Source organism: Proteus sp. G2609 (assembly GCF_963896135.1).
GTDB lineage: Bacteria > Pseudomonadota > Gammaproteobacteria > Enterobacterales > Enterobacteriaceae > Proteus > Proteus mirabilis.
This window is the reverse complement of record NZ_CAWQNB010000035.1, coordinates 1-14,279: the sequence shown is the minus strand read 5'-3', so window position 1 is coordinate 14,279 and position 14,279 is coordinate 1. Positions and strand designations below refer to the sequence as shown.

Sequence of the window (14,279 nt, the reverse complement as noted above, 5' to 3'; positions counted from 1 at the left end):
GATGCTTGACGCGCTATGATTTTAGACGCTACACCGATTATTACATCACTGTTGGATACCGATGCATACAAGCTCCACATGCAACAGGCGGTTTACCATCATTATAGTGATATTCCTGTCGTTGCTGAATTCCGCTGCCGGAGTGATGAACGTCTAGGTGAATATGCAACAACCTTACGCCATCAAGTGGATATGATGGCAGACTTGTCATTAACTAATGAAGAGTTTGGCTATCTTCAAAGCCTGCCTTTCTTTAAAAATGACTATCTGCAATGGTTTAAACATTTTCGCTTTAAACCCGAGCAAGTGCATATCGCGACCACTGCTGACAATCAATTGACAATTAAGATAACTGGCCCTTGGCGTGAAGTTATTTTATGGGAAGTTCCTTTGTTAGCATTGGTGAGTGAAATTGTCCACCGTGCTCGTTCGCCACAAATCACCGCTGATGACGCCGTTATTCAATTACGCAAACTTATCGATATTTTCTATCGTGATGCGGCTGAACAACAGATTGATTTAGCGGATTTCAAATTGATGGATTTTGGTACTCGTCGTCGCTTTTCTTATGATGTGCAACGTGCCATTGTCGATGAATTAAAAAATCATTTCCCTTATCTTATCGGCACCAGTAACTATCATTTTGCTGAACGTATGCAACTGGCCCCCGTAGGCACACAAGCCCATGAATGGTTCCAAGCACATCAGCAAATTAGTCCTGAGCTTGCCAATAGTCAACGGGCTGCATTGCAATCATGGTTAGATGAATACCCAGATCAACTCGGTATTGCACTCACTGATTGTATCACTATGGATGCATTCTTACGTGACTTTGATATGCCATTCGCCAGCCGTTATCAAGGGTTACGTCATGACTCAGGTGATCCGATTGAATGGGGTGAAAAAGCCATTGCTCATTATGAAAAGCTCGGCATCGATCCGATGAGTAAAGTATTGGTATTCTCTGATAGCCTCGACTTTCAGAAAGCCTTAGTACTTTATAAGCATTTCCATAAGCGTATCCGCTTAATTTTTGGTATCGGCACCAGATTGACTTGTAATATTCCGAATATTACACCTCTTAATATTGTGATTAAGCTGGTGGAGTGTAATGGTAAACCTGTTGCTAAATTATCAGATAGTCCAGGTAAAACCATTTGTGAAGATGATGAGTTTGTCGACAAGCTACGTAAAGCCTTTGATGTTCCTCTTGTTAGGCAAGCTTGTTAATAAAGATTAAATCGCTATTTATTCACTCTATCTATTCTATCTATAAAGAAAGGGCCAATATTGCCCTTTCTTTTTGCTATCACCCCCACTATTCGACTGATTTTACCTATTTTTAGCAAAATATTTTCTATAAAGGCTTTTCTCTTGCTGATTCCCTCTTTAAACTGAAATTTCCTACTTGTTTCCTGCGCTATTGCAAGTAACATAGAAAAACTGTCCGACAGGGGCAGAATGAATTTACTAAACAATTATTTTAATTAAACGAAGAGAGATTTATTTATGATCGTTGCGCCTGTAGTCGACGTACTGCAAGGCCGTATCGCGGTTGGCGAAGACGTCACCGTTCGCGGTTGGGTACGTACAAGAAGAGATTCAAAAGCTGGTATCTCATTCCTTACCGTCTATGACGGTTCCTGCTTTAATCCAGTACAGGCCATCATTAATAATAATTTACCGAATTATCAAGATGAAGTGCTGCACTTAACCACAGGTTGCTCTGTGGAAGTCACCGGTAAAATTGTTGAATCTCCGGGTCAAGGTCAGAACTTTGAAATTCATGCGACCAAAGTTGTGGTAGTAGGAATGGTTGATGATCCGGAAACTTATCCGATGGCCGCTAAACGTCACAGCGTTGAGTATCTGCGTGAAGTTGCTCATCTTCGTCCACGCACAAACTTAATTGGTGCTGTTGCACGTGTTCGCCATACCTTGGCACAAGCACTACATCGTTTCTTCGATGAGCAAGGCTTTTTCTGGGTTTCTACGCCATTAATTACGGCGGCGGATACCGAAGGTGCGGGTGAAATGTTCCGTGTCTCTACCTTAGATATGAACAACCTGCCACGTACTGATAAAGGTGAAGTTGATTTTAGCGAAGACTTTTTTGGTCGCGAAGCTTTCTTAACCGTATCAGGACAATTAAACGGCGAAACTTATGCCTCTGCATTAAGTAAAGTCTATACTTTCGGCCCAACTTTCCGCGCTGAGAATTCAAATACTAGTCGTCACTTGGCTGAATTCTGGATGGTTGAACCTGAAGTGGCTTTTGCTGATCTGAATGATATCGCCGGATTAGCAGAAAAAATGCTGAAATATGCCTTTTCTGCCGTGTTAGCTGAGCGCAGAGATGATATGGAGTTTTTTGCTCAACGCGTTGATAAAGAAGCCATTACACGTTTAGAGCACTTTATCGCTTCTGATTTCGCACAAATTGACTACACAGATGCGATTACTGTGTTAGAAAATTGCGGCCAGAAATTTGAAAACCCAGTTTATTGGGGTGTTGACCTCTCCTCCGAGCATGAGCGCTATCTTGCTGAGAAACACTTTAAAGCCCCTGTGGTTGTGAAGAACTACCCGAAAGATATCAAAGCATTCTATATGCGTATGAATGAAGACGGTAAAACAGTTGCGGCAATGGATGTGTTAGCACCGGGTATCGGTGAAATCATTGGTGGTTCTCAACGTGAAGAACGTTTAGAGATGTTTGATAAACGTTTAGCTGAGATGGGTATGAATAAAGAAGACTACTGGTGGTATCGTGATTTACGCCGTTATGGCACAGTACCACACTCTGGTTTTGGTCTCGGCTTTGAACGCTTAGTTGCTTATGTGACTGGTGTCACAAATATTCGTGAAGTGATCCCATTCCCACGTACACCAAGAAATGTCGATTTCTAATAGTTTGATTAATTAGTAGCCAACAAAAAACATTTGTGTTGCTGATTAATTGTACTAACTTTAGTTATACCAGAAGCCAACCTCAGGGTTGGCTTTTTTTATGCATGGCTACAATTTGATGGAAAAGTTCCCCCAAATACACACTTTGAAATACATTGTTACAATTTGTTACACTTTTTTCGATTTTGTAGCAAATTCGGGGTAGATAAAATTTTTTACCAATGGAACACTGTCACCCGACACAGACGACACTTAACTCTCATAAATAGTTCCATAAAAATTAAGAAACTATTTCTGGCAGTGGCAAAGGTGTCTGAATAACACCAATGAGGGTAATAATAATGATGAAGCGCAATATTCTTGCAGTGGTAATCCCAGCTTTAATGTTTGCTGGTGCAGCAAACGCAGCTGAAATGTACAACAAAGACGGCAACAAAGTAGATATCTACGGTAAAGTTGACGTTCGTCATTACTTCGCTGACAAAGATTCTGGTGAAGACGGTGATGCATCTCGTGCACGTATCGGTTTCAAAGGCGAAACTCAAATCAATAAAGACTTAGTTGGTTTTGGTCGTTTCGAGTACGAAGTTAAAACTAATAATACTGAAGGAAGCGAAGGTAACAACAAAACTCGTCTAGCTTTTGCTGGTCTGAAATTTGCTGACTTCGGTTCTTTAGATTACGGCCGTAACTACGGTGTTATTTATGACACCAACGCATGGACTGACGTTCTGCCTTTATGGGGCGGTGACTCCATGGCGCAAACTGACGTTTATATGACTGGTCGTACTACTGGCGTATTAACTTACCGTAACACTGATATGTTCGGTTATGTTGATGGTTTAAGCTTTGCTCTGCAATATCAAGGCAAAAATAACGAAAACACCAACAATACTCGTGGTCACTACAATCCAGAACACCCAGAAAGAAGCCAAGCTGATGCTAAATCAAATGGCGACGGTTTTGGTTTCTCTACCGCTTATAACTTAGGTTGGGGCGTAACATTAGGTGGTGGTTACTCAAGTTCTGCTCGTACAGCACCACAACAACACGCAAGCTTAGCTGGTGGTGAACGTGCTGAAGCATGGAACGTTGGTGGTAAATTCGAAGCTAACAATGTTTATTTAGCAGCAATGTACGGTGAAACCCGTAACATGACTTACTTTGGTGATGACAAACTGATCGCTAACAAAACTCAAAATATCGAGTTAACTGCACAGTATGACTTTGCTGATTTAGGTATCAAACCATCTTTAGCCTATGTTCAATCTAAAGGTAAAGACTTAGGTGTTGCTCAAGGTAACGACCAAGATTTAGTTAAATATATCTCTGTAGGTTCTTTCTACAAATTTAACAAAAACATGACTGCAGTTGTTGATTATAAAATCAACCTGTTAGATGACAATGACTTCACTAAAACTTACGGCGTTGCAACTGACAACGTAGTTGGTTTAGGTCTGACTTATCAGTTCTAATTACCCTTTAAGGTAATTAAACAGTCAAGTTAATTGATTTAAAAAGCAACACTTCGGTGTTGCTTTTTTATTTGCCTATCCTATTTATATTGCTCGCTTTTCTGTTCCTCCTTTTCTAATACCAAGATAAACAGTTTATTATACTAAACTATTGGTTATTTTTAGTGGTTATATTTACATGTTAATGTAATCACGAAAGATTTACTTATTTACATCTTGTTTTGCTATTTATTCTCACTTAGTTCACAACTTCTTGCTAATTTCTCTACAAACTGTTGGCAAACCGATTCTATAGCGTTACTCTTGTTACTCATAATTCGGCTTCGTTTTGAGCTTAGGGAATAATTACACTATGTTTGAGAAAATCATTGCTGCACCAGCCGATCCTATTCTGGGTTTAGCTGATAGTTTCCGTTCTGATACTCGTGAAAACAAAATTAACTTAGGGATTGGTGTTTATAAGGATGAAACAGGTAAAACACCTGTACTCACCACCGTTAAAAAAGCAGAAAAATATTTATTAGAAAACGAATCCACTAAAAATTATCTTCCTATTAGCGGTATTCCTGAGTTTGGTGCGGTCACTCAAGCACTGTTGTTTGGTGAACAACACCCTATCATCACAGAAAAACGTGCACGTACAGCACAAGCTCCGGGTGGTACTGGGGCATTACGTATTGCTGCGGACTTTATTGCTCAGCAAACTAATGCTAAACGTGTATGGATAAGTAACCCGACTTGGCCCAACCATAATAATATTTTTCAGACTGCAGGCTTAGAGATTTGCCAATATGATTATTATGATGCAGAAAGCCACGGTTTAGATTTTGAAGGTATGCTAGCCAGCCTACAAAATGCACAAGCAGGTGATGTTGTGCTATTCCACGGATGTTGCCATAACCCAAGTGGTATTGACCCAACGCTAGAGCAATGGCGTCAATTGGCTGCCTTATCCGCCGAGAAAGGTTGGTTACCAGTATTTGACTTTGCTTACCAAGGTTTTGCTAATGGTCTTGAAGAAGATGCGCAAGGCTTACGCCTATTTGCTGAAAGTAATCCTGAGCTGATTGTTGCAAGCTCATATTCAAAAAACTTTGGCCTTTATAATGAGCGTGTAGGTGCTTGCACTATTGTCGCAAAAGAGAGCGATACTGTTGAGAAAGCATTTAGCCAAGCCAAAGCGATTATTCGCGCAAACTACTCTAATCCACCGGCACATGGTGCATCTGTGGTGACCACTATTTTATCTAACCCAGAGTTAAAAGAAGAGTGGATTGAAGAGCTCACCACAATGCGTGAGCGCATTCAGCGTATGCGCCAACTGCTGGTGACAACGTTACAAGAAAAAGGCGCAAAACAAGATTTCAGCTTTATTATTGACCAAAATGGTATGTTCTCATTTAGTGGTCTTAATAAAGAGCAAGTTGAACGTCTACGTGCTGAATATGGTATTTATATTGTCGGCTCTGGTCGTATTAATGTCGCAGGCTTAACACTGGAAAATATGGTTCCATTGTGTGAAGCCATTGTCGCTGTACTTTAATGGCTTTTTCATCGTTTTAAAGCATACAGTTAGATAACACGTTTTATAACCCAACAGCATTTAATTAGATATGTTGTTGGGTTTTTTATTGTTTTATTCGTGCTGTGGGAAAAAACCATACTGAATTTGTTTTGAAAGCCGTTCGACATTCAGCCGAAGAAACACTGACAGATCTGCGAGTCATAAATGTTAATCCCGAAGTTTATCAGGAATTTATCAACCCGCTTGATGCAACACTTGTAAGCAACGAAACATTACGAAAAACAGTGATATCTAAATCCCCTTAAGAGGAATGACATTGAAACTGACAGCACCTGAACCACTCAAAATAGGCCATAGGCTGGAGGTTTTTCCTCCGGTGAAAAGGCTTTAGAACTCAGGCTAAAAAACTGGGGTAAGTTCCAATAAGGCCTTGATATTCACAATAATCCTATTATTTATAAGGTCTCACTATCTTATGCCAAGCGGTTCCATCATACAGATCAACATTATAATCATCAGCTACAACTAAAATCCCATCGCGGACATCCATATGACCTGAGGCGATAACATTTTTATCACCATCCTTGGGACGGACCATTTCTTTACCATTCCAACACTGTAAGCGATAGTCATCACATGCCCACACTTTATCTTCAAACCAACGCAACTGGTTCAGTAAAATAGCCGAACTGCCGTGATAAAGTTTTTCCCATTGGTATTCACGCCCTCGCCATAAACTGCCCCCTTCACCGCCAATATACACATAACCATCAGGGGCACATAAAACTGCACTTAATTGCTCATTAGAGGGAAAACCACAGGGGATCCAGATTTCGCCATTATAATGCCAAACATCACCTGCACCGCCAACGGCATACATATCCTGTTCAGAAAAACCATCGAGATCATCAAACCCCATATCTGTATTGAATTTACTCTCTGGAATACCATTTTGTATCTGTTGCCACTGACCAATATCGATTCGTTTATAAATATCTCTTCCTGGGCCAACATAGTAGGCATAACCATCAATACATTTAATATTTATCGGAAAAGCTTCTTTTTCTGGCATAACTTTTTCTAGCGGAAATTTAGATCCACTGCCCATACACTTGACAAACCCACCATCGCCTCTAGATGCAAGCATCCCTTGTTCTTTCGGTTTTAAACAAATACCTACTTTAGGATTATCGAACCCTTCAATTCTAATATAATCAATCGGGTCATCTGGTGTGTCTAAATAAATACATAATAACTGTGAGGGGATTTCGCTGTTCCATAAATTTCGAGCCTTTTCGTATGGAATATCTTTGCGCAAACAAAAGTACACAATATTTTTATCTCGGATTGCACAACCAGTAAAAATATATCCCTTGATATATTTGGCCCAATGTTTATTAGTTATATACTCCATTATCTTTCTTTCCCTTTTTCAGTTGTTATAGGATCTCATCTAGAGCCTTTTGTACACTTTATCCGGCTCATGTTGGTGATAGGTCATTGTATTGGCAATCGCACTGGCTTTCCATAACCGTTTTCAATCCGACGCCCTAAGATATCGTAGCGGTATTCCCCTCGCTGATACCTAAGGGCCCTTGGTCGATATCCACTGCGATAATGCGGTGGTCACTGTCATAGTGATAGCGTTGCCCCGAGCTACTGCCTTTTTCATAGCGGGAGACCATGCGACCAAAACCGTCGTAGCGATAATCAAATTTATCACTGCCTTGTACTTGGTTATGCGGTGCTTCGGTGTGTGGACACTGAATATTTCAAATATCAACAAGTTTTAGTAAAATTTTTACTATTACGAGCATAATTTAAAATTTTCTTTTTATGCACAATATCGTATTTAGCTTTAATGTTTATTATATCTGACCTCCAGCTATAATTAGCTAAAATAATTATCAACCGAAGTCTAGACTTTTATAAATTAAAACACTTTAATTTTTGATAACCAATAATTGCCTTTATCGTAAACACATCCAAGTAAAACGTTCCCCTCTGTTTTGATTGTCAACTCACGGCCATTACAGTATTTATTTTCAAAAGACCAACCTATATCTGCAACATCAAGATACCTCATTATAAGCTCAAAACTTGTTTCACTACATATAGATAAATCATTCAATATAAATACAGGGCAACGAGCCAAATCAAATCCTATAGAGTACACTACTGAATTAATTATCATTATTTCTAATGCATCATAAAAATATGAGAACCCTTCATGTTTATTTGCATTATCAAAATAATACTTTTGACCCAAATCTTCTTTTGAAAAGACAGAGTATACGTCTTTTTCACTGGCACCTACTTTTAATGATAAATAGGTACCCGTCTTTAAAAAACTAGTTAGGTTCATTTAATTTTTCCAACATTTTAGAGAACTTGTCCACGCCTCTTTCGGCTAACTCAATTTAGTTTTTACTGCTACTTGAATCACTTAATATTTTTTAAAATCATCCATTGTTTGAGTAAGTTGAATCTTGGCCTGCTCCATTATTTTTTTATTCTCCATTAAACTCCTAATATATTTATCAGCTTGATTTAACGATTTATTACTGGTTCCTTTAATATTATCACAACACTCCCATATAAGGTTGCCGGATTTATCAAACCTCAACTTAGCTTCAGTAATCTTTCTACCATTAACAGATATATCTAAATGAGGCCCTTTGACCCTAACATCGCCAAACCGGTATGGTTGCATCTTACCTATACACGCCAGCCCCCACGGATCCACCCATGTCAATGGATTTGGCGCATAAGCATATAAGTTTATCCCCCCTGCCAACCCTATTGAGTCTTGCTGGGTAAAACGGCCTAAATCCGGGGCATAGTACCTGAACGTATTATAATGCAGGCCAGTATACTCGTATCATCTTGATACTCGCCCTATGGGCCAGCGCAAGCGCTGTTCAAATTTGTTCCCGACAAACTTGCCTTTGCCGAAATACTGCCCTTGAAAGCGCAGGTTCTGTTCACGATTAAACGAGTTTTTTCATCATAATCTCTTCAATTTTAGGGCAGATATTCTAATTATAGCTGTCTTATTTTAAGGGAAGTCGGCAATATCCCGTTTCACTGCCTAATTGAATAACTATTTTTTATTCGATGCCCAAAAAGAATAGTCAGACACATAGATTTCACTTATTCTTAGATCTAATGGAATATGTTCTATATAATCTGCGATTTCATCATAAGGGGAAGGTAGTATAAAAGAAATACCATAATCTTCATCTATAATAATAGATCCATTTAATATACGCTGACTTCTTGTTAGTTTAATTAATTCTCCCATTAACATACCAGAATATAGTTTATTTTTATATTTCCCTTTATACTTCTCGTTACACCCAATCGAAATAATCGTCCCATCTAATAATGTTGCTATAGTTAGAATATTATCAATATAATAAGCTATCCTACAATCTTCATTAGGTAAATAATAATTAGATTGACTGACATCATGATGTTCATACAACTCGCTAATGTAAAGACTAATATTTTCACCAACAAAAATATTACCCATTGATTTATAACTTATTATAGAGGCGCTAAAATCTATCATTTTCATCAACCATTCATTAATACGCTATCAATATAAACTGGCGATTCTTTAATAAGATCATAGTTTTTAAAATCACCATGACCTATTCTCCCTAAAACTTCATCAGAAGTTTTACTTGTAGATTTATAAACTTTCCAATAATCATTTCGATGAATATTCTTCTGAATTCCTAAACCACCAGGATGATAATCAAGTTTATAAGTTGTCGCTGATTTTGTTGTTTTCATATAAGCCATATGTTGAATAATAAGAATTATCTGTTCTATATCCCGAGCATAACTACAACTCAACGATTTTTCAGTGATTCTGACTAATTTTATGTAATGCTTTATGTAAAATAGATTTTCTTAATGAACGATTAAAATTACTTAAAGGTATATCTTTATTTAAAAACATCTTAAATCTATTTATTAGTTGATGATCAATATTATTAATAGGTAATTTATTTAACTCTCTCATTCTAAGTAACACTATTACTTCACAAGGTATTAATTTGTAAATTACATGATTAGAGTTTTCAGTTGAGTTAATTTTAGGATAATTTATCGATATATGATAATTGCAAAGTTCATTTAATAATGAGCTTATATCTTCATTATGAAAAAAACCATCAACAATTTTTTTATATTTTAAATTAAAATTGAATTCTTTTATCCCCCACTCAATATCATTATTCAATTTATCATTAACTGAGTTTGATTTTTTCTTGGAAAGATAAAAAACAAGTGGTATTAAAGTCTCTGAAAACTTATCATCAATAAATTCATTGTTAGCTTTAATATTTTTAATTAGACTTTTAAAAACAACAAGTTGATCATCTAGAGAAAAATAAGACAATGTGATAAAATATACAGCAATTAGTTCATTTAAATTTTTTTCTATTTTGTTGCCAAAGTATTCTTCACAATAACACTCCAATACAGAAAAATAAAAATAATTGATCAACTCAATATAATTATCTTTTTCCTCCATTAAGAAATCTCTTAATAAAAGCACGATCATACTACTTTTTTCATTTAGTAAGGCATTAATATTAAGTGTTATTTTACATTTTTTTTCAAAGAAATCATCATTCCATTCATAAATAAACTTATTAGTAGCATTTTCTATATAATCGACTAAAGCATTATCTATAAAATCATAATACTCTTTATCTTCTAAAATAAAATTAATAGCTGATTCTAATTCACGATAAAATTGTTCTATCTCTTTCATCCTACCATTCCTCAAACGTTATATTCCAATCATAAAATTTGGGATTTCGGCCAACATTTACCTGAATCCCATTCAAAAAATCAAGTTTAATTCAATGCATTGACATAACGGAAGGTTTTTCGCACCTCGTTTTGCTGTAATAAGGGTTCGTTGGGCTAAATCATAGGTCAGTTCGGTATGCTCTAAACAGCGTTTACCGTCTTTAAGCCAGTGCTCAACCACTCGCCACTCAGGTTCATTGTCTGATAATGGTAAAGCGAAATACAGACACAGACTTTCATAACCATTACCTGCTAAATATTGACTAGTAACGATAATTTTTAAATCACGACTTTTTTTGACACAAAAAGCCTAGTAACTGGTTAGTCAATAATTGAAAAATTTTACTTTCTTTTTTATTTTTACGATAATTCTATTTCCACTGAAAAATCGAAAGCCGTTAAACCTGCATCTTCTACTCTTTGTTTAAATTTATCCGTAACAAAGATTCGACTAATATATTCGTCAATAGTAAATAAATACTCATCAGTGATGTTATTTTTTATGAGAACTGGCTTTTCAATCATTAATCCATTGGGGTATTCCCGATAAACAGAATTTTTTCTGTCAAAACATCCTGAAAGTGAATTAGTTGGATAATAACCAACAAATTTCTTCCGTTTGCTCTCAGTCTTAACGGGTAATACTTGTCCTCTTGAACTCAAAATATCAGATAAAGACACCAATGCATCTTCACTAAAAACCATAAATGGCGACAAAAAACTACTAAAATCAAATTTATAATTCTTTCTTCCAAAATCATTGGAATTTAACTCTAATGAAATTGCAGTATAGTCATCAGTAAATTTAGACCATCGCTGATCCATCGCTCTCCCTATTATACTTTCTTCTCCATCAGGATAATTTTGAATAAAAGAACTATAGTTTTCCAAATCTGATTTTAAATAATAGACTTTATTAATCATAATATAGTTTTCCATTTAGCATTTCTACTAGCAGAGGATAGGATTTCTCGAATTTCAGATAATGTATCTATTACCCCTTGTTTACCTCCTTCTTTATCAGCCCTAATAATCCTTTCATTCACAGTATCACTGATCATGTAAAACTGATCCACTTGGTATTATCCGTACACTTTGTACGGGGAATTTATGATAACCAAGGAGATATTTGTGGATATTCATGTTCGCTTTACACAAGGTCAAAGCATCCAAAAAATTGCCCGTGAACTGGGTATTTCCCGCAATACTGTTAAACACCATTTACAGCAGGAACCGATGCCAACGTATACTCGACGCGCACCCAAACAGACCAAATTAGTGCCATTTGAGCCGTACTTAATCCAACACATCCAACTGGCTAAACCCGACTGGATCCCTGCAACTATCTTGTTTGATGAACTTTGTCAAAGGGGATATCAAGGTGCAGGATTGCGCAATTGCGTCGTTTCGTTTACCAGTTTAAACCCATTATTGCACCTGAGCCGATTGTGCGTTTTGAAACGCCTCTCGGTCAGCAGATGCAGATTGATTTCACCACTATTCGCCGAAGTAAACAGAAGCTAAAAGCGTTCGTGGCGACACTGGGCTATTCCCGAGCTTGTTACGTCAAGTTCTTTGATAATGAACGAGCCAGCACTTGGCAACAGGGGTTAAAAGAAGCGTTCGATTACTTTGGGGGCGTGCTTCAACAAGTACTTTGTGATAACGCCAAAGCCCTCATTGTCAAGCGAGACGCTTATGCTAAAGGTGAACATAAACTGCATGTTGAAATGCTTCAGATGTCAAAAAATTATAGTTTTAAGTTGACCGCTTGCCAGCCTTATCGGGCCAAAACGAAAGACAAAGTAGAGCGTTTTAACCATTGCCTAAAAAATAGCTTTATCGTGCCATTTAAGGCGGAACTTCGCGCTCAAAACCTTGAATTGGATGTTGAGATAGCGAACGCAAAAATTGGTCCATGGCTACAGCGAAAATGGGGTGTTGGTAAGAATGTATTATTGCCATGAATGGCAACAACTTGAGCCCAATATCGAATTTGGCGTGAAGAGATAGAATATATTTTAGAAAGTTTCCGAGATGTTTCTCCCGCTAAACATTGGTTGGCAATGATGATTTTTAAATCGTGGATGTATTTTGACATAAAAAGAGCCCCAGTAATTGGTTGTCCAACTATTGGGGGTCACTTCAATCCCTTCCGGCTTTGTTTAATTTATTTAATCTTAAAAGGATGAAGTGCTTCTTTAAATACTTCTTGTAATACACTTTCATCCATTTTATTTATACTTTTCTCTTGATCATCATTGATTTTCTTTGTGATAAAATTTTCGTTATTAATATTCCTCTTACTATAAAACTCCTTGGCTGCTTTTCCAAAGCAATCAATGTCAATTAATTTATCAAAAAAACTATTAATTGAATAACTACTTGCATATTGTAGCGACTCATTTTCTTCACAAGAAAATTTAACGTACATTATTAGTTTTTTTAATGCATTAACTTCATCCTGCGTAATATCTATAGTTTTACTTTCTATATGTTCAACCACCGCATTTACTCCTAGCATTGAGTTGGTTATTAGTCATTTTATTGCGTGTTTCATAATCTATATGTGACACAATAGAATATGGGTTTTTTCCGGCATGTAAGATTTCCTTCATTTTCAATTTACCTGAATGAATATACTCAAATTCAGAAACTTTATTAATATTAGTCAGTTGCACAGAATCAACTTTAAATATAATCGCATAATCACCACGTCCTACATACTTAGGATTATTGATGAGGAGATTTCGTGTAACATCATCAGGTATCATTAATATGTCGGTTACATAGACTTTCCCTTGGCTATTAGGATTCAAAACACCAGTTTTCATTATACTGTCAAAACCAGCTTTATCCGTATAATGAATAAAGGTGTTTTCATCAAGTAATCCCCACGGATCCACCCATGTCAATGGATTTGGCGCATAAGCATATAAGTTTATGCCCCCTGCCAACCCTATTGGGTCTTGTTGGGTAAAACGGCCTAAATCCGGGGCATAGTACCTGAACGTATTATAATGTAACCCCGTCTCTTTGTCGAAATACTGCCCTTGAAAACGCAGGTTCTGTTCACGATTAAATGTGCTTGTGGGGCGGGTTTGACGCTGTAAATGTCCCCAAGCACTGTATTGCCCTTGCCAAACGATTTCACCCTCACTGTTGGTCAACGCTTCCGGTAAGCCACTTAAACTGCTGTGCGTATAATAAATCCCCCGTTGCGGATTAAGCGGGTTATCCGTGCATTCAATGCGGGCTAGAGGCGTATAACTTTGGTCATTGTAAGCATGATAAACCGTGGTATGGGGCGCTGCGCTGCTGTGCTCAGATACCAGTCGCATCCCTACCCAGCCAAAGCTGTACACTTCATCCGGCTCATGGTGGTGATAGGTCACCGTATTGGCAATCGCACTGGCTTTCCATAACCGTTTTTCAATCCGACGCCCTAAGATATCGTAGCAGTATTCCGCTCGCTGATACCCTAAGGGCCCTTGGTCGATATCCACCGCGATAATGCGGTGGTCACTGTCATAGTGATA

17 protein-coding genes and 1 pseudogene are annotated in these 14,279 nt (G+C 37.4%); 6 read left to right on the top strand and 12 right to left on the bottom strand.

The genetic code is table 11. The features are described from left to right. Positions 1-15: 15 nt before the first annotated feature. Entirely contained in the window at positions 16-1,230 is a 1,215-nt protein-coding gene (gene pncB, locus AACV01_RS10630) for a nicotinate phosphoribosyltransferase (protein ID WP_004244666.1), read from the top strand. Between the two features lie 14 nt (positions 1,231-1,244). Here the strand turns inward: pncB and AACV01_RS10625 are convergent, their stop codons facing one another. Then, positions 1,245-1,436, bottom strand: a complete 192-nt coding sequence (locus AACV01_RS10625; protein WP_004244665.1) for a hypothetical protein — start codon at positions 1,434-1,436, stop codon at positions 1,245-1,247. Between the two features lie 73 nt (positions 1,437-1,509). Between AACV01_RS10625 and asnS the strand changes: the two genes are divergently transcribed. The 4 genes from asnS to AACV01_RS17875 all read left to right on the top strand — a co-directional run bounded on the left by asnS (position 1,510) and on the right by AACV01_RS17875 (position 6,215). Next, on the top strand, positions 1,510-2,910 hold the full coding sequence (asnS, locus tag AACV01_RS10620) for an asparagine--tRNA ligase (protein WP_004244664.1): 1,401 nt from the start codon (positions 1,510-1,512) through the stop codon (positions 2,908-2,910). Between the two features lie 341 nt (positions 2,911-3,251). Beyond that, a complete protein-coding gene (locus tag AACV01_RS10615; protein ID WP_272898952.1) occupies positions 3,252-4,385 on the top strand; it encodes a porin in 1,134 nt (377 codons plus the stop codon). A 352-nt stretch (positions 4,386-4,737) separates the two neighbouring features. Next, positions 4,738-5,928, top strand: a complete 1,191-nt coding sequence (locus AACV01_RS10610) for an amino acid aminotransferase (RefSeq protein ID WP_161682889.1) — start codon at positions 4,738-4,740, stop codon at positions 5,926-5,928. 104 nt (positions 5,929-6,032) lie between these two features. Further along, entirely contained in the window at positions 6,033-6,215 is a 183-nt protein-coding gene (locus tag AACV01_RS17875) for a type II toxin-antitoxin system TacA family antitoxin (RefSeq protein ID WP_350400902.1), read from the top strand. A 146-nt stretch (positions 6,216-6,361) separates the two neighbouring features. Here the strand turns inward: AACV01_RS17875 and AACV01_RS10605 are convergent, their stop codons facing one another. The 9 genes and pseudogenes from AACV01_RS10605 to AACV01_RS10565 all read right to left on the bottom strand — a co-directional run bounded on the left by AACV01_RS10605 (position 6,362) and on the right by AACV01_RS10565 (position 11,664). After that, the gene (locus tag AACV01_RS10605; RefSeq protein WP_049203042.1) at positions 6,362-7,324 is read right to left on the bottom strand and encodes a hypothetical protein; all 963 of its coding nucleotides are present in this window, start codon (positions 7,322-7,324) and stop codon (positions 6,362-6,364) included. A gap of 136 nt (positions 7,325-7,460) precedes the next feature. Then, positions 7,461-7,595 (bottom strand): hypothetical protein, encoded by a 135-nt coding sequence (locus AACV01_RS10600; protein ID WP_258172072.1) that lies wholly within the window; start codon positions 7,593-7,595, stop codon positions 7,461-7,463. Between the two features lie 248 nt (positions 7,596-7,843). Then, on the bottom strand, positions 7,844-8,275 hold the full coding sequence (locus AACV01_RS10595) for a hypothetical protein (RefSeq protein ID WP_017628420.1): 432 nt from the start codon (positions 8,273-8,275) through the stop codon (positions 7,844-7,846). 357 nt (positions 8,276-8,632) lie between these two features. Further along, positions 8,633-8,782 (bottom strand): annotated as a pseudogene (locus tag AACV01_RS10590) (RHS repeat-associated core domain-containing protein); the annotation flags it as partial. 231 nt (positions 8,783-9,013) lie between these two features. After that, positions 9,014-9,490: a hypothetical protein gene (locus tag AACV01_RS10585; protein WP_004247669.1), complete on the bottom strand. Its 477-nt coding sequence runs from the start codon at positions 9,488-9,490 to the stop codon at positions 9,014-9,016. Further along, on the bottom strand, positions 9,490-9,711 hold the full coding sequence (locus AACV01_RS10580) for a hypothetical protein (RefSeq protein WP_223307222.1): 222 nt from the start codon (positions 9,709-9,711) through the stop codon (positions 9,490-9,492). The genes AACV01_RS10585 and AACV01_RS10580 overlap by 1 nt, the downstream gene beginning before the upstream one ends. 70 nt (positions 9,712-9,781) lie before the next feature. Further along, entirely contained in the window at positions 9,782-10,699 is a 918-nt protein-coding gene (locus tag AACV01_RS10575; protein WP_004247667.1) for a hypothetical protein, read from the bottom strand. Between the two features lie 72 nt (positions 10,700-10,771). Continuing rightward, a complete protein-coding gene (locus AACV01_RS10570; RefSeq protein WP_155289805.1) occupies positions 10,772-10,921 on the bottom strand; it encodes a hypothetical protein in 150 nt (49 codons plus the stop codon). A 179-nt stretch (positions 10,922-11,100) separates the two neighbouring features. Further along, positions 11,101-11,664 (bottom strand): hypothetical protein, encoded by a 564-nt coding sequence (locus AACV01_RS10565; protein ID WP_004247666.1) that lies wholly within the window; start codon positions 11,662-11,664, stop codon positions 11,101-11,103. A 473-nt stretch (positions 11,665-12,137) separates the two neighbouring features. Here AACV01_RS10565 and AACV01_RS10560 point away from each other — a divergent pair, with 473 nt between their 5' ends. Continuing rightward, on the top strand, positions 12,138-12,707 hold the full coding sequence (locus AACV01_RS10560) for a DDE-type integrase/transposase/recombinase (protein WP_081042231.1): 570 nt from the start codon (positions 12,138-12,140) through the stop codon (positions 12,705-12,707). Positions 12,708-12,910: 203 nt separating this feature from the next. On the opposite strand, the gene AACV01_RS10555 is transcribed toward AACV01_RS10560, so the two are convergent. Both AACV01_RS10555 and AACV01_RS10550 read right to left on the bottom strand, forming a co-directional pair. Further along, positions 12,911-13,246, bottom strand: a complete 336-nt coding sequence (locus AACV01_RS10555; RefSeq protein WP_049202934.1) for a hypothetical protein — start codon at positions 13,244-13,246, stop codon at positions 12,911-12,913. Then, positions 13,239-14,279: RHS repeat-associated core domain-containing protein (locus AACV01_RS10550; protein ID WP_237585018.1), on the bottom strand; the 1,041-nt coding region annotated here is incomplete at its 5' end. The genes AACV01_RS10550 and AACV01_RS10555, both read right to left, overlap by 8 nt.

Bases quoted from the DNA above. Each gene is read 5' to 3' on its own strand.
- pncB (WP_004244666.1), top strand. From the start codon at position 16: ATGATTTTAGACGCTACACCGATTATTACATCACTGTTGGATACCGAT.
- AACV01_RS10625 (WP_004244665.1), bottom strand. From the start codon at position 1,436: ATGTTACTTGCAATAGCGCAGGAAACAAGTAGGAAATTTCAGTTTAAA.
- asnS (WP_004244664.1), top strand. From the start codon at position 1,510: ATGATCGTTGCGCCTGTAGTCGACGTACTGCAAGGCCGTATCGCGGTT.
- AACV01_RS10615 (WP_272898952.1), top strand. From the start codon at position 3,252: ATGATGAAGCGCAATATTCTTGCAGTGGTAATCCCAGCTTTAATGTTT.
- AACV01_RS10610 (WP_161682889.1), top strand. From the start codon at position 4,738: ATGTTTGAGAAAATCATTGCTGCACCAGCCGATCCTATTCTGGGTTTA.
- AACV01_RS10605 (WP_049203042.1), bottom strand. From the start codon at position 7,324: ATGGAGTATATAACTAATAAACATTGGGCCAAATATATCAAGGGATAT.
- AACV01_RS10600 (WP_258172072.1), bottom strand. From the start codon at position 7,595: ATGGTCTCCCGCTATGAAAAAGGCAGTAGCTCGGGGCAACGCTATCAC.
- AACV01_RS10595 (WP_017628420.1), bottom strand. From the start codon at position 8,275: ATGAACCTAACTAGTTTTTTAAAGACGGGTACCTATTTATCATTAAAA.
- AACV01_RS10585 (WP_004247669.1), bottom strand. From the start codon at position 9,490: ATGAAAATGATAGATTTTAGCGCCTCTATAATAAGTTATAAATCAATG.
- AACV01_RS10580 (WP_223307222.1), bottom strand. From the start codon at position 9,711: ATGAAAACAACAAAATCAGCGACAACTTATAAACTTGATTATCATCCT.
- AACV01_RS10575 (WP_004247667.1), bottom strand. From the start codon at position 10,699: ATGAAAGAGATAGAACAATTTTATCGTGAATTAGAATCAGCTATTAAT.
- AACV01_RS10565 (WP_004247666.1), bottom strand. From the start codon at position 11,664: ATGATTAATAAAGTCTATTATTTAAAATCAGATTTGGAAAACTATAGT.